This window comes from Nonomuraea sp. NPDC049646, assembly GCF_044465525.1.
Lineage (GTDB): Bacteria > Actinomycetota > Actinomycetes > Streptosporangiales > Streptosporangiaceae > Nonomuraea.
Genome location: NZ_JBITLU010000025.1, coordinates 40,935 through 58,823 on the forward strand (window position 1 = coordinate 40,935; position 17,889 = coordinate 58,823).

Below are 17,889 nucleotides of genomic sequence, written 5' to 3' on the forward strand. Positions count from 1 at the left end.
CCACTCATCGCGTCACCGGCTCCACGGGCTCCTCGGCGTAACCGGCCGCCTGAACGGTGAACAGCCGGGCGTACGTGCCCCGGGCGGCGAGCAGGTCGGCGTGCCGCCCCTGTTCGACGACCAGCCCGCCGGACAGGACGACGATGAGGTCGGCGTCCCGGATCGTGTTGAGGCGGTGGGAGATGAGCAGGCTGCTGCGGCCGTCGCGCATCCTCCGCAGCCGCTCGTGCACCTCGTGCTCGGCCTCGGGGTCCAGGCCCGCGTTCGGCTCGTCGAGGATCATCAGGTCCCGGTCCTCGCGGAGGAAGGCCCGCGCGAGGGCCACCCGCTGCCACTGGCCGCCGGACAACATCACCCCGTTCCCGGGGTCGTCGGCCTCGTCGTCGGCGAAGAACAGGCGGGTCAGCAGCGTCCCGTAGCCGTGGGGCAGGCGGGACAGGGTGCCGTCGATCCCGGCCCGGACGGCCGCGCCGCGGATGCGTTCCAGGTCGCCGAGCGCCGTCAGGTCGCCCATGGCGATGTTGTCGGCCGCGCTGAAGTCGTAGGTCATGAAGTCCTGGAGCACCGCGCCGACGCGGCGGCGCAACTCCTCCACGGGCACGTCGCGCAGGTCCACCCCGTCCCAGAGGATCGCCCCCCGGGTGGGGTCGTAGAACCGGCACAGCAGCTTGACCAGCGTGCTCTTGCCCGCGCCGTTATGGCCGACCAGCGCCGTCGAAGCGCCGTGGGGGAGGAAGAGGGTGACGCCGCGCAGCGCCCACGGATGGTCGTCGCTGTAGCGGAACCAGACGTCGCGCAGTTCGATGCCGCGGCGAAGCGCGGGCAGCGGCGCCGGGTCGTCCGGCGGGGGCAGGTCCGGCCCAGCGTCGACCACCGCGACGTAGTGGCCGAACAGGAGCACTTGGTGGTGCGCCCCGGCCATCGACGTGATCAGCCCGCCGAGCGCCCCCTGCAGGCCGGCGACCACGGCCACGAACATCGACACGTCGCCCACCGTCACCTGCCCCCGCCCGGCGGCCACGACGACCCACACCAGCCCGCCACCGGCGATGACCGCCGACAGCGCCGCCAGCGCCCCCTGGACGACGACCTCCCGCCGGTCCGTCCGCCGCCGGGCCTCGTCGGCGGCGCGCCGCTCGGCGACCAGCCGACCGCGGAGATAGGGGCCGAGGCCGAACAGCCGGATCTCCTTGGCCGCCGCCGCGCTGGCGAGCAGGTCGCCGTACAACATCTGCCGCCGCTCCGTCGGGCCGATCCGCCACATCATCGCGGCGCGCCGCCGGGACAGCTGCAGCTCCAGGATCACCGTGGGGACGGCGGCGGCCAGCACGACGACGGTGAACCCCGTGCTGATCACGGTCAGCGAGCCGAGGAACCCGACCAGGGTGAGCGCCCCGCGCACCACCTCGAACACCGCGTCGGCGGTCCTGGCCGGCGCGGACGCGCCCTGCTGGGCCAGCCGGAGCCGGTCCTGGAAGTGCGGATCCTCGAACCTGGCGACCCCCGCCACCTGCTCGACCGCCGCGAACAGCTCGTCGTGCCCGCGGAGGGCGGCCCTGCGGTCCATCTCGGCCCGCAGGTACTGGGCGACGCGCGGCACGACCCCGAGCGCGATCCCCGCCGCCGCGAGCCCGGCCGCGGGTCCCACCAGCCCGGACGGCGAGCCCGGCACGGACGTCAACCGGTCCAGGACGGCCTTCGTCAGCCAGGCCACCGCGATCGGGATCACCGCGACCGCCGCCGTGCACACCAGGTACGCCAGGCCGTGCAGGGGCGCCGAACGGAACGTCAGCGCCACGACCCGCGCCGCGGTGGCCGCGAACGCGCCGGGGGATGTCCGGGGCTCCCGGCTCACGCAGCCCTCGTGACCCGCAGCAGGGCGACGTCGGGCGCGGTGGCGAGCAGCGCGCCGGTGCTGTCGACGACGTAGTGCGCGGGGAACCCGTCGACCGCGAAGGCCCGGCTGAGCTCGCCGTCGAACTCCTCCACGGTCACGCGGGCCACCGGTGTGAGCGTGCGGACCATCTCGTCGCTGTCCTCCCGGTCACCGGCCAGGACGGCGAGGACCTGCCGCCGCCCGCCTGGCAGGCCGCGGGCGAACTCGACGAACTCCGGCAGCGTCTCCCGGCACGTCGTGCAGCCGGGGCTGAAGAAGGCGACCAGGGTCTCACCCGTCAGCAGGTCGCGGGAGACCGGCTCACCGTCGACGGTGGTGGCCAGGAAGTCGCCGACGCTCCCGCGGAGCCTCCCCGGCGGACGGTCACCGTGGGACATGAGGCTCCGCAGCTGATCGGTGTGCTCCCGCAGCCGTCTGACCACTCCCAGCGTCAGCACCAGGTCGAAGAGGCACAGCGCCCCCACCAGGATCATCCCGGTGACGAGCATCGACATGACGTTCTCCTTTCGGCACCGGTCCGGCGTTCGCCGCCGGGGACACGAACAGTTCGACCAGGTCGTCCAGCCGGCTGACGAGCACGGCCAGCACCAGTCCCGCGCCGCCCGCGACCGCCGTGCCGGCCGGCTGCGACCATGCCTGTGACCATGCCTGCGGGAGGGCGGCTCCGCGGGTCAGGGCCACCGCCAGGAGGCCGAGGTTGCGGGCCAGGTGGCGTCGTCCCAGAGGGGCCTGCGACGTCCCGAAGCACCGGGACGGCCGACTCGGCCACGACGACCAAGGCCGCCGCCCAGCGGGCGGTCCGCGGGCCCGTGCCGTGTCCCAGCAGGGCGGTGAGCAGGGCTCCGGTCGCCCGTACGAACTCGGCGTAGGCCGCGCGGCCGCGGATCTTGCTCAGTGCCGACATCGCGAAGACGACACCGATCAGACACTGGCCGCCAAGAGCGACAAAATCCACCAGATTTCCTCGATGCGGAGATCAAAGCGCGCTTGCCCGCCCCGGCCGGGCGGACAAGCGCTCAACGGCTAGCAGTAGCTGGAGATGACCGTGCACGCGCCGCAGTTCGTGCCGTGGACGAGGTCGTACAGCCTCTTGCCGTAGACGACCTGGCCGCCCATGGTGCAGCACATGTACCGCCACGTGCAGCCGGCCGCGGTCGCCGACGCGTCGGCCTTGGGCGCGACCCGCTCCAGCAGGCGGTCGCTGATTCTCGTGATCGTCGCGATCATGGTTCCGCTCTCCTTCACCAACTGGTCGTCAGCGAGGCCCGGGCGGGCCGTTCCTCGATGGACCACTCCATCCTGAACGGCGGATCTTGCGATTTTGTGGCGGTCGCCGGTACGCGGATTCCCGCACCTCGCAGGCGCGGTGACCTGGGACGACGGCGGCCCGGCGGCAGAATGCGGCTCCCGGTACGGGAAGGAGTACGGCCGTCGTGCTCACAGGTTCCTGAGGATGACGTCCGGCGTGCCCGGGTCGTCGCCGGCCTCGATGCGGGACCGTTCGCCGGCGCTGATGAGCCGGAGGTCGTGCAGGATCGTCACGGCGTTGCGCCGGCACTCCCGGGCGCGATCCTCCGCCCCGAGCGCACGATGGACCAGGCCCAGGCCCCACCAGTGGCGCGCCTCCGTGCAACTGCCGAGGTCGTCGGCCGCGCGGTCGGCGTCCAGCGCCATCCGGAAGTAACGCTCGGACTCCCGGTGGCGGCCCATGCGCCGATGGGCCTCGGCGAGATAGCCGAGCGCGATGGCCGTGCCCACCAGGTCCTCGATCTCGCGGGTGACGGACAGGGCGTCGCATAAGGCCGTGACGGCCGCCTCCGGGTCGCCGCCGCGCAGGTAGGTGAGCCCGAGGTTGGTGAGCGTGATCGCCTCGCCGTACCGGTTGCCCTGGCCGCTCTCCAGGTCGATCGAGAGGCGGAAGTGGCCGACGGCCTCCGCGAACCGGCCCAGCCTGCTGTAGACGACCCCCAGACGGTCGAGCTGGGCGGCCTCTCCCCGGCGGTTGCCGGTCTGCCGGTGTTGTGCGAGTGACACCTTCAGGTGGACCAGCGCGTCGTCCAGCCGGCCGAGGTCGGCCAGCACGTATCCGAGGTCGCCGTGGGTCACCGCCCGGTGGTGGGGCACGCCCAGGCGGTCGGCCGCGGCGGCGCCCGTCTCGCTGACCTCCCACAGCTCCCGCCACCGCCCTCGTTCGTACAGCGGGAAGAACAGCGCCGCCGACAGGGCGGTGACCAGGTCGTCGGCGCCCAGCGCCGCCGCGCTGCCCAGCACCGCCGGAAGCTGCGCGGCCTCCGCGTCGACCCACGCGTACACCTCCTGCCGGTCGCGGAAGCCCGGCCCCGCGCCGGACGTCGTCGCCGGACCCAGCGTCGTCCGCCACACGGCGACGGGGATCACCTGCCTGCTCGCGTCTCTGGCGACGGCCAGCCCGCTGTGCAGCGCGCGCAGGACGGCACGCCGCCGCTCCTCCGGCGGGTCGTGCTCCGCGGCGAGCTCCCGGGCGAAGAGCCGGGCCAGATCGTGCACGCAATAGCGTCCGGGGGCGGCGGTCTGCACCAGATGCGCCTCGGTGAGCTGGTCGAGCAGGTCCTCGGCGGTCGGGGCCGGGAGGCCGGCGAGGGCGGCGGCGGTGTCCACGCCGAGCTCCGTGACGCCGAGCAGGCTCATGCACCGGAACATGCGGGCCTGCGCCGGGTCGAGATCACGGTAGCCGACCATGAGACTGGCTCTGACCGCGCGGTCCTCCAGCTCCAGCTCCGTGAGACGCCGCCCCTCCTCGGCCAGCCTGTCCGCCAGCGTCCGCCAGGTCCAGGCGGGCCGCACCGACAGCCGGGCGGCCGCGATCGAGAGCGCCAGCGGAAGGTAGGCGCACTGCCGGGCGACGGCGTTCTGGGCCTCGGTGTCGTCCGGCCCAGTGGCGGGACCGGTGGCGGGATCGGCGGCGTGGCGGGTCAGCAGGGCGCGGCAGTCCTTCTCGGGCAGCACCTCCAGCTCGTACGGGACGCGGCCCTCCAGCGCGGCGAGCGTCCTGCGGCTGGTCACGATGACACCGCAGGTCGGGCTCGCCGGGAGCAGCGCGCGTACTTGCCTGACGTCCAGCACGTTGTCGAACACGAACAGCATGCGGCGTCCGGCGGTGCGGGACCGGAACTGGGCGGCGGCCTCGTCGACGTCCGTGGGGACGGCGGCCCGGTCCACGCCGAGCGACCGCAGCAGGCGACCGAGGGACCGCAGGGGTTCCAGCGGTTCGAGGTCGGGCGTCGAGCCGTGCAGGTTGAGGTAGAACTGCCCGTCGGGAAAATGGTGGGCGGCCTGCCAGGCGGCCTTGACCGCCAGCGCCGACTTGCCGATGCCGCCGCAGCCGGAGATCAGGATCGGCTGCGGACGCCTGCCGACCACGTCGCGCACGAGCGCGTCGATCAGCCCCGTCCGTCCGACGAAACCCGGCACCACGGGCGGCAGCTCGCGGGGAGCGGTCGGCGCGCCGGTGCCGGGCTCCGCCGGCGTGCCGGACGTCCGGATCTCCACGGCACCGTCCACTCCCTGCCGGAGCACGCGGAGCTGCGCCTCCACGAGTTCCGGGCCGGGGGACACCCCCAGGTCGTCGACCAGCCGCCGGCTGATCCCGCCGAACACCTCCAGCGCGGCGGCCTGCTCGCCACAGCCGGCCAGCGCGATCATCAGCCGCGCGTGCGCCCGTTCGTGCAGCCGTTCCACCTGCGTGATCGCACGCAGCGGCGACAGGACGAGCTCGTGCCGGCCGAGCGACTCGGCCACCTCCGCGAACTCCAGCGCGGCCGTCACCCGCTCCGCGCTCAACGCGGACACCTTCGGATGGTTGTGCAGCGCGGGGACGTCCAGCAGCGGGCTGTCCCGCCACAGGTCCATCGCCTGCCCGAACGACACCGCGGCCGCGTCGAGCTCGGCCCTGTCACGATGTTCGCGCGCCTGGCGAAGAAGCCGCCGGAATGCCAGGACGTCCACGTCGCCGTCCGCCACGGACAGCTGATAGCCGTGCTGACGGCAAATGATGAGTTTCTTGTTCCGGGTCCCGTGATGCAATGTGCGGCGCAGCTTGCTGACATGGCCGTGCACCGCTCGCACACAACCGTCGCCGGCCGCGTCACCCCATAATGCGTCGGCGATGGATTCCATCGGCACGACCTGGTTCGCGGACAACGCGAGCAATCCGAGAACGCCTCTCTGCCGTTCACCGCCCAACGCGACGAACGATCCGTGCTCCCGCACTTCGAGCGGGCCCAATATCCGCAGCCAGACCGCCGCCGACGCCGGACCGCGGAAGGGGGCGCCCGATCCGGACATGACCAGCGGGAGGACGTCCGACAGGCGGCGCAGGGTTTCGGCACGTGGGCGGCGCGTGCGGCCCTGCTCGACGTCGCGGATCACGGCGACGCTCACCCCGGACCGGGCGGCGAGTTCCTGCTGGGTCAGGCCGGCCTGTTCGCGTCGCAGCCGCAGTTCGTCACTCAGGTTCTCCATTGCTCATTGCCCTCGCTGAAGGATGAGGAGTTCGAGAGCGACCCGGCGGCGGCTCGCCCCGAAGAGCTTCACCCCTCCCGTGACGAGGCGCAAGGATTGTTCCGTCTTCTCGTGTCCGGGCGGGAAATGTTCGCGGGCCGACTTACCGATTGGTTACGGCTCTGGAACCATTGGCCTTCCCGGTGACCATGCCCCAGACACACTGGAGGGCGACGTACTGCGCGGGGTGGGTGGCCGTCGCCTGACGCCGGCGGGACGTCGCGGTGCGCTGATCGCCCGAGACCTAACCCTTGGCTTGCCTTCTGCCAGAAGTTGGCAAGGACGGCGTGCGGAGCCGGGGAATCGCCCGGCGTGGACGTTCTACTACCCCTTGGAAGGTGCGTTCCGCTGGCGGGGGAGTTCGTATGGAAGGCGGCGAGAGGCGAGGATTGTTGTCCCCGATCCTGCTTCTCCTGATCTGGAACCGGCCCAGCCACGGCTACGACCTCATCGACCGGCTGGGGGAGCTGGGCGTGGCGGGGGCGGAGCCCGGCCATGTCTATCGGCTGCTGCGCGCCCTCGAACGCGACCAGTGCCTGGTCTCCTCCTGGACCGCCTCGCGTACGGGACCTCCGCGCAGGAAGTACGAGATCACCGCTTCGGGCCTGAGCGACCTGAAGGCCGCGATGATCCGGCTGCGGGACCTGGGGGACGTCCTGCGCGCCTGCGCGGCTCTGTGGGACGAGGGACAGCGGCCGCCGTCCCATGACGCGGGGCCGTCCCGCTCCCGCGTCGCCTCGCGGCAAGGAGAGGTGGGATGACGCCTGTGTCGCCGGCCTTCGAGCGGCGGGCCGCCCCAGGACGGGCGCTCGCCGGGGAGGCCGCCTCGATCGCCCTGGCGTGCCGGGCCATGGCCCGGCGGTTCGCGTGGGGCGGTCGGCTGCTGGTCTTCGGTGACGGCGGCGCCTCGGCGGACGCCCAGCACGTGGCCGTGGAGTTCGTCCATCCGGTCATCGTCGGCAAGAGGGCCCTGCCCGCCCTCTCCCTCAGTCATGACGCCGCCCGGCTGACCGCCATCGCCGCGACCAGCGGGTTCGAGGAGGTCTACGCCGAGCAGGTGCGCCTGCTGGCCGCCGAGCACGACATGGCGCTCGGGTTCTCCTGGGACGGCGGCTGCGCGGACGTGCTGCGCGGGCTGGAGGCGGCACACGGGCTCGGACTGCTGACCGTCGCGCTCGTGGGCGGAGAAGGCGGGGACGGCGGCGCCGTCGGCCGCAGCCCGGCCGTGAACCATGTCCTCGGCGTCCGGTCCGGCGACCCGTGCGTGGTGCGGGAGATCCACATGACGGTCTACCACCTGCTCTGGGAGCTGGTGCACGTCTTCCTCGACCAGCCGGAGGAGGCCCGATGACCGAGGAGCCGGGGGAGCGGGTGTGCCTGACCTGTTCCGACCTCGCCCTGCCCATGCGCGTGGTCGAGTTGCTCGGAGACGGCCTGGCCATCGCGCAGGGGGCCGCCGGCGGCCCGCAGGAGATCAGCGTGGCCCTGGTCGAGGCCGGGCCGGGTGACGTCGTCCTGGTGCACGCCGGTGAGGCCATCGCGGTGGGAGGGGAGTGCGGATGAGCACGGCGGAAGGCACCGGCGTCGAGGCCCTCTACCCGTCCCTGTACGTCCGGCCCACCGATCCGGATGCCCTGCTGGAGGAGGTGCGCCGCTCCTGCGCGGCCAAGGCGCACGAGATCGTCGCGCTGCGGGAGACGATCGCCGGGCTGCACGGGGAGGAACTGGCGCGCTGCGCGGCGCGGACGGCGGCGGCCTTCGAGTCCGGCGGGAGGCTGTTCGCCGTCGGCAACGGCGGCAGCGCCACGGACGCGCAGGCGCTGGCCCAGCTCTTCGCCCACCCGCCGCGCGGGCGGGCGCTTGCGGCGACCTGCCTGGCCGCCGACGCCGCCGTCGTCACCGCGCTGTCCAACGACGTCGGCTACGACCTGGCCTTCGCCCGCCAGGTCGCCGCCTTCGCCCGGCCCGGCGACATCGTGGTGGGCCTGTCGACGAGCGGCGGCTCGGCGAACGTGCTGCACGCCTTCGCCGAGGCGCGTCGCCGGGAGGCGCTGACCGTCGGCCTGGCCGGCGGCGACGGCGGGCGGATGGCGGCAGACGGCCTGGCCGATCACCTGTTCGTCGTGCCGTCCCCGTCGGTGCACCGGATCCAGGAGGCCCAGGTGACCCTCTACCACGTCCTGTGGGAGCTGGTGCAGCGGGCGCTGACCGGTGACGGCTGAGGGGCCCGGCCGGCTCCGGATCAGGGTCGAGGGGCTGGTCCAGGGAGTCGGCTTCCGGCCGTTCGTCAGTGGCCTGGCCGGACGGCACGAGCTGGCCGGGTTCGTCGGCAACGATCCGCGCGGCGTGTTCATCGAGGCCCAGGGTGAGCCGTCGGCGCTGCGGGCCTTCGTCGCGGAGCTGGAGCGGCGGGCGCCGCCGTCCGCACTGGTCGAGAGCGTCACCGTGGCGGACGCCGAGCCCGTCGCGGAGTCGGGCTTCCGGATCGTGGCCAGCCGCGGCGAGGGCGCCCGCCAGGTGTGCGTGCCGCCGGACACGGCGCCGTGCGACGCCTGCGCGGCGGAGATCGCCGACCCGGGCGCGCGCCGGCACGGCTACGCCTTCACCAACTGCACGGCCTGCGGGCCCCGCTTCACGATCGTCACGGACCTGCCCTACGACCGGCCCAACACCACGATGGCCCCCTTCACGATGTGCGCCCGCTGTTCGCGGGAGTACCGAGACCCCGGCGACCGGCGCTTCCACGCCCAGCCGGTGTGCTGCCCCGCGTGCGGACCGTCGCTGCGGCTGCTGGACGCGGACGGCCGGCCGCAACCGGGCGACCCGGTCGGGGTGGCGGCGCTCTGGCTGGCGCGGGGCAGGATCCTGGCGGTCAAGGGCGTGGGCGGGTACCACCTCGCGGCCGTGGCCGGGGACGAACAGGCGGTCGGCGCGCTGCGGGCCCGCAAACGCAGGGAGGGCAAGCCGTTCGCGGTGCTGGCCGCCGACCTGGCCGCGGCGCGCGAGCTGGTCCTGCTCACCCCGGCCGCCGAGCGCGTCCTGAGCGGCCCGCGGCGGCCCGTCGTCCTGCTGCCGCGCCGGGGCGGGGCGCCGGTCGCCGAGGCGGTCGCGCCGGGCAGCCGGGAGCTGGGGGTGATGCTGCCCGCGACGCCGCTGCACCATCTCCTGGCCGTACGGCTCGGCCGGCCCGCGGTCCTGACCAGCGGAAACCGGTCGGACGAGCCCATCGCGCACCGGGACGACGACGCCCTGGACCGGCTGTCCGGCATCGCCGACGGCTTCCTCGTCCACGACCGGCGCATCCACGCCCGGGCCGACGACTCGGTGGTGCGCCTGTTCCGCGGCCGGGAGCTGCCCGTCCGTCGCTCGCGCGGGTACGTGCCCGCTCCCGTGACGCTGCGACGGCCGCCGTCCCGGCACGTGCTGGCCTGCGGCGGCGAGCTGAAGAACACCTTCTGCCTGGTCAAGGGTCGCCACGCGGTCCTGTCGCAGCACATCGGCGACCTGGAGGGCTACGAGACCCTGCGCTCGTACGCGGAGGGGATCGGCCAATTGAGCCGGCTGTTCGGCGTCCGGCCCCGGCTCGTCGCCCACGACCTGCACCCGGAGTACCTGTCCACCAAGTACGCGTCCGGCCTCGACGGCGTCGAGCTCGTCGGCGTGCAGCACCATCACGCCCACATCGCCTCCTGCCTGGCCGACAATGGCGAGGAGGGCCCGGTGATCGGCGTCGCCCTGGACGGCCTGGGCCTGGGCTCCGACGGCACCCTGTGGGGCGGCGAGCTGCTGGTCGCCGACCTGCGGGGGTTCGAGCGGGCGGGGCACCTGGAGGCGCTGCCCATGCCCGGCGGGGCGGCGGCCGTACGGCAGCCGTGGCGCATGGGCGTGTCCTACCTCGACGCGATCTACGGCGACGCGCCGCCGGACCTGCCGTTCGTCCGGCGGCACCGGGACCGGTGGGCGGCCGTGGCGGCGCTGGCCCGCACCGGGACGAACGCGCCGCTCACGTCGAGCGCGGGCCGGCTGTTCGACGCGGTGGCCGCGATCGCCGGGCTGCGCGACCGGGTGCTCTTCGAGGGGCAGGCGGCGATCGAACTGGAGCAGTTCGCCGAGCCTGGCGAGCGGGCCGCCTACCCGGCGGCGCTGTCCGGCGGGCCGGAGCTGGTCGTGTCCGGGACCGACCTGGTCCGCGGCGCGGTCGAGGACCTGCTGGCGGGCGTGCGGACGCCGCTGGTGGCCGCGCGCTTCCACAACGGCCTGGCCCGTGTCCTGGTGCGGGCGGTGCTGGAGCTGAGCGGACGGACGGGGCTGCGCGAGGTGGCGCTGTCCGGCGGCGTCTTCCAGAACGTCGTCCTGCTGGAGCGGATGGAGGCAGGGCTGCAGGAGGCGGGCCTGCGGGTGCTCCTCCACTCGCGGGTGCCGCCCAACGACGGCGGCCTCAGCCTGGGCCAGGCCGCCGTCGCCGCCGCCCTCGACCACGCCGGATGAACCACGCCGGATGAACCACGCCGGATGAAGCGCCGGTCGGCCGCGGCTCAGCAGATGCGCGGCAGCGGGTCCCCGACGAGCATGTCGACGATCCGGGTGCCGCCGAAGGCCGTGTCGAGCAGCACGAGCCCCGCGGGCTCGGCACGCACCCGGCCGACCACGGCCGCCTCCGCGCCGAGAGGATGGCCGCGCAGCGCCTCCAGCGCCCTTCCGGCCTGCTCGCCGTCGACCACGGCGACGAACCGGCCCTCGCAGGCGACGTACAGGGGGTCGATGCCGAGCAGTTCGCAGGCGCCGTTGACCACCGGGCGGACCGGCACCGCCGACTCCTCCACCACGATGCCGAGCCGCGAGGAGCGGGCCAGCTCGTTGAGCACCGTCGCCACCCCTCCGCGCGTGGCGTCCCGCAGCACCCGCACCCCGGGGACGGCGTCGAGCAGCGCGGCGACGACGCCGTTGAGCGGCGCGGTGTCGGAGGCGAGGTCGGCCTCGATGTCCAGCTCCCCACGGGAGATCATGATGGTGACGCCGTGCTCGCCGATCGGCCCCGAGACGATGACGGCGTCGCCCGGCCTGATCGCCGACGGCGTCAGCTCCGTCTCCCGCTCCAGCACGCCCACGCCGGCGGTGGTGACGTAGCATCCGTCCGCTTTGCCGCGTTCCACGACCTTGGTGTCCCCGGTGACCACCTGGACGCCGGCGCGGTCGGCGGCGGCGGCCATCGAGGTAGCGATCCGCCGCAGGTCGGCGACCGGGAAGCCCTCCTCCAGGATGAAGCCGGCCGACAGGTACAGGGGCCGGGCCCCGCAGACGGCCAGGTCGTTGACCGTGCCGTTGACGGCGAGGTCGCCGATGTCGCCGCCGGGGAAGAACAGCGGGAAGACCACGAAGGAGTCCGTGCTGAAGGCCAGCCGCCCGCCCGCCACCCCCAGCACGGCGCCGTCGCCGAGCGGCTCCAGGATCGGGTTGCGGAACGCGTGCACGAACACGGCCTCGACCAGCGTGTGCGAGGCGCTCCCGCCCGCGCCGTGGGCCAGCGTGATGCGCTCCTCCCGCACCCGGGCCCGGCGTCCCCGGGCGCGCTCGATGCGCAGCAGCACCTCTTCCTCGCGGGTCGCCGGGCCGGCGGGCCCGCCCGCCTCGCGGACGGCCCGTTCGGCCCATCCGGCGGTACGCTCGGTCGTCATGCCGTGGTCGCCTCCTTGGCCCGCGTGCGGGTGAACCGGCCGAAGTTGTAGTACGCGGCGCAGGCGCCCTCGGAGGACACCATGCAGGTGCCGATCGGCGTCTCCGGCGTGCACGCGGTTCCGAAGACCTTGCACTCCCAGGGCTTGAGCACGCCCTTGAGCACCTCGCCGCACTGGCACGCCTTCGGGTCGGCCACCCGTACGCCCGGCACCTGGAAGATCCGTTCGGCGTCGTGGGCCGCGTAGGCGTCGCGCAGGCGCAGCGCGGAGTGGGAGATGAAGCCGAGGCCGCGCCACTCGAAGTACGGGCGCAGCTCCATCACCTTCCCGATCGCCTCCAGCGCCCGGCCGTTGCCCTCCCACGGCACCACCCGCGTGTACTGGTTCTCCACCTCGGCCCGCCCCTCGGCGAGTTGCCGCAGCAGCATGTGGATCGACTGCAGCACGTCCAGCGGCTCGAACCCGCAGCAGACGAGCGGCTTGCCGTGCTCCTCGGCGATGAACGCGTACGGCCGGCAGCCGATCACGGTGGAGACGTGGCCCGGCCCGATGAAGCCGTCGAGCCGCAGGTCCGGCGAGTCCAGGATCGCCTTGATCGCCGGAATGATCATGACGTGGTTGCAGAAGACGGAGAAGTTGCCGAGCCCTTCGGCCGCGGCCCGCAGCACGGTCATCGCCGTGGACGGCGCGGTGGTCTCGAAGCCGATCGCCATGAAGACGACCCGGCGGGCGGGGTTCTGGCGGGCGATCCGCAGCGCGTCGAGCGGGGAGTACACCATGCGGATGTCCGCGCCGGCGGCCTTGGCGTCCAGGAAGGAGCCCTCGCCTCCGGGCACCCGCATCATGTCGCCGAACGAGGTCATGATCACGTCCGGTTCGCCGGCGATGGCGATCGCGTCGTCGACGCGTCCCATGGGGATCACGCAGACGGGACAGCCGGGCCCGTGGACGAGGTTCACGTTCGGCGGCAGGTAGTCCTCGACGCCGTGCTTGTAGATCGTGTGGGTGTGCCCGCCGCACACCTCCATGAAGGTGTAGCGGCGGCCGGGCTCGCACAGCTCCGCGATCCGCGCGGCCAGGGCCCGTGCCTTCTGGGCGTCGCGGTACTCGTCGACGAAGCGCATGCCGGCGCCTTTCACGTGATGTCGGATTCCGCGAGCGCCTGGAGCTCGTCGGTGTAGGCGGGGCCGAGGCCGTTCAGCAGCGCCAGCGTCGCCGCGGCCTCGCTCTCGTCGATCCTGGACATCGCGAAGCCCACGTGGACCAGGACCCAGTCACCGGGCCGGACCGGGCCGTCCAGCAGGCCGACGCTGATCGCGCGGCGTACGCCGGCGACCTCGACGGTGGCCAGGTCGGCCCGGTCCGGTAGCAGCTCGACGATCTCTCCGGGGATGCCAAGACACATCGTTCCGGGATCACATCTGCTTGATCTTGATGTAACGCCTCAGCGCCGGGAGTTCCTTCCAGAACATCCCCAGGAGCACCGCCCCGGCCAGCCCGGCCAGCAGCGTCGTACGTGGTCGCCGCATGTCTGTTCTTTCTTTCTCAGCCTGGCGGGAGGTTGGGCATGACAGGCAGGATCGGGTCGTGCTTCTTGGGGCTGATCCCCGTCGAGCGCCGGGCGTCGGCCGTGCCGTCCCGGTGGTGTCCCGCCTGCCGCTCGTACGCGCCGGGCCGGTTGCCCTGCTCGACGCCCTTGACGTGCGCCGTCGCGTCGGGTGCGACGTCGGGCTTGCCCACCTTGATGTGTGCCATGGTGCGGGTCCTACCCCCGGCGATGCCGCGCGTCGTCGAGCTGGGCGAAATACTGCGCGATCTTTGCCCATACCTGATCGCCGCCTGACATACCGGTCCATTCACCTCGTACCAGGGCCATCAGCCGGTAGCAGTCGTCGATCGGGACCAGCCAGCACTCACCGGCCCCCCGTACGCCGTTGACGAGCAGCGCCTCGACCATCGGCCGCATGGTGCTTAGCTCCTCGGCGCGGGCGGCGACCGCCTGCCAGGCCGCGGCGTCCAGGTCGCTGCGGGTGCCGCCCAGCGGGCTCGGGTAGTGCGCGGTGGCCGAGCCGTCGGGCGCGGTGACGAAGAACGCCAGGCTCACGGGGATGCCGAGATCGGCCGGCCGCACCCCGGTCAGCCGCAGCCGCCGTTCGGGCACCCGCAGGAAGCGGCCGTCGCCGTCCGGCTCGAACAGCAGCGCGCACGCCCGGCACGCGCACAGCACCTCCGCCGAACGCGTGTCCACGACGTGCCCGTGCTCGCCCCGGACCGGCGCCTCGCACAGCTCGCAGCGCACGCCCGCGTCCCGGCGGCGCGCGGTCCGTCTGAGCAGGCGGCCGTGCGCGGTCGTGCTCACGCGGCGCCGCCGGGCCGGACCAGCAGCGCGTCGGCGGGGACGAAGGCGACCGGCGCGGCGCGGCTCACCTCGACCGTCTCCACCTCCGGCGCGACGGCGCGCACCGCCTGCTCGACGGCCAGCCGCACGGGCTCCGACCCGGACGAGCAGCCGCCCGTCAGCCGCACCCGCGCGACGTCGTCCGTCACGTCGGCGAGCCGCGCCTCCACCCCCTGGGCGCGCAGGGCGCCGGCCAGGCCGTCGAGCGCGCGCTCGACCCGCCGCCGGAGCGGTTCGGGATGGATGTCGTGCAGGACCAGCAGGTGGCCGAGCAGCTCGTCGTCGGCCAGGGCGGCGGCGACGGCGGACCCGGCCGGAGCCCGGTCCATGACCCGGGCCAGGGCCTCGCCGTAGACCTCGGCGAGGATGGCGACGGCGTCCAGCGCCGTCTCCGCCGTCGGGCCGGGCGTGCTCTCCAGCCGCCCCAGGGTCTCCTCCAGCCGCTCCAGCAGGCGGGCCACCGCCTGGTCGTCCAGGCGGTCCGGCTCAGCCATGGCTCGCGCCGAACATCGGCGAGTGCAGCTTCTTCACCGTGCGTCCCTTGCCTACGTACATGTGCACGCCGCAGGGCAGGCAGGGGTCGAAGCTGCGCACCGCGCGCATGATGTCGACGCCCTTGAAGTCGTCCGGGCCGTTCTCCTCGAAGATCGGCATGTCCTGGACGGCGTCCTCGTACGGGCCGGGCGTGCCGAAGCTGTCGCGCGGGCTGCCGTTCCAGGGCGTGGGCGGGTATGGGTGGTAGTTGGCGATCTTGCCGTCCCGGATGACCATGTGGTGGGAGAGCACGCCGCGCACCGCCTCGTGGAACCCGACGCCGATGGCCTCCTCCGGCACGGCGAAGTCGGTGAACACCTTGGTGTCCCCGGCGCGCATGCGCTCCATGGCCTGCTCGACGAAGTACACCGCCATGGCCGCGGCGTAGGCCACGAAGTACACCCGGGCCCGGTTGCGTTCCAGAGCGTTGGACCAGGGCGGGATGCGCCACTCCAGGGTCGTCTCCGGCAGGTCGCGGCCCTTCGGCAGCGAGATCTGCACCGCCGAGCCCGTCGCCTTCACGTACGGGGTGTCCACGATGCCCGACAGGGCGGTGACGTACAGGCGGGCGAAGGCGCCGCCGCCGGTGTCGAGCGCGAGGTGGTCACCGGTGCGCGGATCGAGCCACCGGGGGCTCATGACCCAGCTGTAGTTGCCCTCGAAGTCGCGTTTCTGCGGCGCGGGCAGGGTCGTCTGGTTCCACGGGTGCCGCATGTCGATCGGGTTGCCGAGCGGGTCGTGGGTGACGAACGGCTCCTCGGCGGTCCAGTCGTCGTAGTACGAGCTGCCGAGCAGGATGCGGATGCCGAGGTTGATGTCGACGAGGTTGTTGGTGACCAGCTCGCCGTCCACCACGATGCCCGGGGTGACGAACATGGCCTTGCCCCAGTCGTTCATCGTCTCGTAGCGGTAGTCGACCACGGCCGGGTCCTGGAAGGCCCCCCAGCAGCCGAGCAGGATCCGGCGGCGGCCGACCTCCTCGTAGCCGGGCAGTGCCTCGTAGAAGAAGTCGAACACGTCGTTGTTCAGCGCGACGGCCTTCTTGACGAAGTCCACCACGCCGAGCAGGCGCGAGAGGTAGTCGGTGAACAACGTCGGTTCCGGCATCGTGCCGACCCCGCCCGGATAGACCGTCGACGGGTGGACGTGCCGGCCCTCCATCAGGCAGAACATCTCCCGCGTGACGCGGCTGATCCGCAGCGCCTCCTTGTAGATGTCGCCCTCGAACGGGTTGAACGCCTCCATGATGTCGGCGATCGTGCGCTTGCCGTGGATCGCCGCCCCGGGTGCCTCGGTGGTCCTGGCCCGCGCCAGCAGCGTCGGGTTGGTCTCCTTGACCATCGCCTCGCAGAAGTCCACGAAGACGAGGTTGTCCTGGAAGATCGTGTGGTCGAACATGTACTCGGCCGCTTCGCCGAGGTTGACGATCCATTCGGCCATCGGCGGCGTCTTGATGCCGTACGCCATGTTCTGGGCGTACATCGAGCAGGTGGTGTGGTTGTCGCCGCAGATGCCGCAGATCCGGCTGGTGATGAAGCCCGCGTCCCTGGGGTCCTTGCCCTTCATGAACACCGAGTAGCCGCGGAACAGCGAGGAGGTGCTGTGGCACTCGGCGACCCGCCGGTTGGCGAAGTCGATCTTCGTGTAGATGCCCAGGTTGCCGATGATGCGTGTGATGGGATCCCACGACATCTCGACGAGCTCTCCCGGTGGTCGCCGGTCGGGCGCTTCCTGCTCGGAGATGGCCATGTGCTGATGTGTCCTCTCTGGCGTCGCGGGCCCTTACGGGCGCCACCGTGGATCGAAGCCGCTGGTCAGCGCGTCCCGGTTGTGCCGCCACCGCGGCTCGGCGTTCGCGGTGTTGTTGGTGATGCCGCGCATGCGGCGGATGAACGCCCCGTAGGGCTTGATCAGCATCGAGGACAGGCTGCTGCCCGGCGGCATGTCCATGAACGGCATGAACTTGTCGGGGAAGCCGGGCATCGTGCAGCCGATGCAGATCCCGCCGACGTTCGGGCAGCCGCCCACCCCGTTCATCCAGCCGCGTTTGGGCACGTTGCAGTTGACGACCGGGCCCCAGCAGCCGACCTTCACCTGGCACTTGGGCGAGTTGTAGTCCTTGGCGAAGTCGGCCTGCTCGTAGTAGGCGGCACGGTCGCAGCCCTCGTGCACGGTCCTGCCGAACAGCCACTGGGGACGCAGCAGCGCGTCCAGCGGCGGCGGCGGCGCCGAACCGGCCGCGTGCTGCAGGACCCAGGTGAGGGTCTCCATGAAGTTCTCCGGCTGCACCGGACAGCCCGGCACGTTGACGATGGGCAGCCCGCCGGCCGACCGGAAGTCCCAGCCCAGGTAGTCGGCCAGGCCCATGCAGCCGGTCGGGTTGCCCGCCATGGCGTGGATGCCGCCGTAGGTGGCGCAGGTCCCGATCGCGACGACCGCCCAGGCGTTGGGGGCGAGCAGGTCGATCCAGGTGTTGAGGGTCATCGGCTCGCCCGTGTCCGGGTCGTTGCCGAACGACGTCCAGTAGCCCTCTCCGTTGATCCTCTCGTTGGGGACAGACCCCTCCAGGACGAAGATGAACGGCTCCAGCTCGCCGCGCGCCGCGGCCCGGAACGGGGCCAGGAAGTCCTCCCCGCCCAACGTCGGGGACAGGACCTTGTTGTGCAGGTGCACCTTCGGCAGCCCCGGCACGAGGCCGGTGACGACGTCCTCGATGGCAGGCTGGGACGCGGCCGTCACGGAGACGGTGTCGCCGTCGCAGCTCATGCCCTCGGAGATCCACAGGATGTGCATCTCGTCGAATCCGCTCTTCTGATCGGCCATGTCACGTCTCTCCTTCACGTCAG

The 17,889-nt window shown here is 72.7% G+C and carries 18 protein-coding genes; 5 read left to right on the top strand and 13 right to left on the bottom strand.

The genetic code is table 11. The features are described from left to right. Positions 1-4 precede the first annotated feature (4 nt). The 4 genes from ACIBQ8_RS46090 to ACIBQ8_RS46105 form a co-directional block, all read right to left on the bottom strand. The gene (locus ACIBQ8_RS46090; RefSeq protein ID WP_397195287.1) at positions 5-1,855 is read right to left on the bottom strand and encodes an ABC transporter ATP-binding protein; all 1,851 of its coding nucleotides are present in this window, start codon (positions 1,853-1,855) and stop codon (positions 5-7) included. Next, on the bottom strand, positions 1,852-2,391 hold the full coding sequence (locus tag ACIBQ8_RS46095; RefSeq protein WP_397169371.1) for a TlpA disulfide reductase family protein: 540 nt from the start codon (positions 2,389-2,391) through the stop codon (positions 1,852-1,854). Before ACIBQ8_RS46095 ends, ACIBQ8_RS46090 begins: the two co-directional genes overlap by 4 nt. A gap of 529 nt (positions 2,392-2,920) precedes the next feature. Next, positions 2,921-3,124, bottom strand: a complete 204-nt coding sequence (locus ACIBQ8_RS46100) for a hypothetical protein (protein ID WP_352366027.1) — start codon at positions 3,122-3,124, stop codon at positions 2,921-2,923. 210 nt (positions 3,125-3,334) lie between these two features. Continuing rightward, positions 3,335-6,397 carry a tetratricopeptide repeat protein gene (locus tag ACIBQ8_RS46105; RefSeq protein WP_397195288.1) on the bottom strand — a complete coding sequence of 1,021 codons (3,063 nt, stop codon included), beginning with the start codon at positions 6,395-6,397 and terminating at the stop codon, positions 3,335-3,337. Between the two features lie 404 nt (positions 6,398-6,801). Between ACIBQ8_RS46105 and ACIBQ8_RS46110 the strand changes: the two genes are divergently transcribed. The 5 genes from ACIBQ8_RS46110 to hypF are packed head-to-tail and all read left to right on the top strand — an operon-like array spanning position 6,802 to position 10,924. Next, a complete protein-coding gene (locus ACIBQ8_RS46110; protein ID WP_397169368.1) occupies positions 6,802-7,197 on the top strand; it encodes a PadR family transcriptional regulator in 396 nt (131 codons plus the stop codon). Further along, entirely contained in the window at positions 7,194-7,787 is a 594-nt protein-coding gene (locus ACIBQ8_RS46115; RefSeq protein ID WP_397195289.1) for an SIS domain-containing protein, read from the top strand. Before ACIBQ8_RS46110 ends, ACIBQ8_RS46115 begins: the two co-directional genes overlap by 4 nt. After that, positions 7,784-7,999: a HypC/HybG/HupF family hydrogenase formation chaperone gene (locus ACIBQ8_RS46120; protein WP_358295829.1), complete on the top strand. Its 216-nt coding sequence runs from the start codon at positions 7,784-7,786 to the stop codon at positions 7,997-7,999. Before ACIBQ8_RS46115 ends, ACIBQ8_RS46120 begins: the two co-directional genes overlap by 4 nt. Continuing rightward, positions 7,996-8,658, top strand: a complete 663-nt coding sequence (locus tag ACIBQ8_RS46125) for an SIS domain-containing protein (RefSeq protein ID WP_397195290.1) — start codon at positions 7,996-7,998, stop codon at positions 8,656-8,658. The genes ACIBQ8_RS46120 and ACIBQ8_RS46125 overlap by 4 nt, the downstream gene beginning before the upstream one ends. Next, the gene (gene hypF / locus ACIBQ8_RS46130) at positions 8,648-10,924 is read left to right on the top strand and encodes a carbamoyltransferase HypF (RefSeq protein ID WP_397195291.1); all 2,277 of its coding nucleotides are present in this window, start codon (positions 8,648-8,650) and stop codon (positions 10,922-10,924) included. Before ACIBQ8_RS46125 ends, hypF begins: the two co-directional genes overlap by 11 nt. A gap of 47 nt (positions 10,925-10,971) precedes the next feature. Here hypF and hypE read toward each other — a convergent pair whose 3' ends face one another. From hypE to ACIBQ8_RS46175, 9 genes are read right to left on the bottom strand one after another with little or no spacing between them, the layout of a single operon-like run. Then, positions 10,972-12,111: a hydrogenase expression/formation protein HypE gene (hypE, locus tag ACIBQ8_RS46135; protein WP_397169362.1), complete on the bottom strand. Its 1,140-nt coding sequence runs from the start codon at positions 12,109-12,111 to the stop codon at positions 10,972-10,974. Then, a complete protein-coding gene (gene hypD, locus ACIBQ8_RS46140) occupies positions 12,108-13,235 on the bottom strand; it encodes a hydrogenase formation protein HypD (RefSeq protein ID WP_397195292.1) in 1,128 nt (375 codons plus the stop codon). The genes hypE and hypD overlap by 4 nt, the downstream gene beginning before the upstream one ends. 11 nt (positions 13,236-13,246) lie before the next feature. Continuing rightward, positions 13,247-13,516, bottom strand: coding sequence for a HypC/HybG/HupF family hydrogenase formation chaperone (locus ACIBQ8_RS46145; RefSeq protein ID WP_357707649.1), 270 nt, complete (start codon positions 13,514-13,516; stop codon positions 13,247-13,249). 10 nt (positions 13,517-13,526) lie between these two features. Continuing rightward, positions 13,527-13,640, bottom strand: coding sequence for a DUF6893 family small protein (locus ACIBQ8_RS46150; protein ID WP_397044786.1), 114 nt, complete (start codon positions 13,638-13,640; stop codon positions 13,527-13,529). Between the two features lie 16 nt (positions 13,641-13,656). Beyond that, complete coding sequence (locus ACIBQ8_RS46155; RefSeq protein ID WP_397169357.1) at positions 13,657-13,866, bottom strand: hypothetical protein; 210 nt, start codon at positions 13,864-13,866, stop codon at positions 13,657-13,659. 10 nt (positions 13,867-13,876) lie between these two features. Continuing rightward, positions 13,877-14,470: a DUF5947 family protein gene (locus tag ACIBQ8_RS46160; protein ID WP_397195293.1), complete on the bottom strand. Its 594-nt coding sequence runs from the start codon at positions 14,468-14,470 to the stop codon at positions 13,877-13,879. After that, on the bottom strand, positions 14,467-15,003 hold the full coding sequence (locus ACIBQ8_RS46165; RefSeq protein WP_397169354.1) for a NifU family protein: 537 nt from the start codon (positions 15,001-15,003) through the stop codon (positions 14,467-14,469). Before ACIBQ8_RS46165 ends, ACIBQ8_RS46160 begins: the two co-directional genes overlap by 4 nt. Continuing rightward, positions 14,996-16,792 carry a nickel-dependent hydrogenase large subunit gene (locus ACIBQ8_RS46170; RefSeq protein ID WP_397195294.1) on the bottom strand — a complete coding sequence of 599 codons (1,797 nt, stop codon included), beginning with the start codon at positions 16,790-16,792 and terminating at the stop codon, positions 14,996-14,998. The genes ACIBQ8_RS46165 and ACIBQ8_RS46170 overlap by 8 nt, the downstream gene beginning before the upstream one ends. A gap of 33 nt (positions 16,793-16,825) precedes the next feature. Next, positions 16,826-17,866 (bottom strand): hydrogenase expression protein HypE, encoded by a 1,041-nt coding sequence (locus ACIBQ8_RS46175; protein ID WP_358295853.1) that lies wholly within the window; start codon positions 17,864-17,866, stop codon positions 16,826-16,828. Between the last annotated feature and the right edge of the window lie 23 nt (positions 17,867-17,889).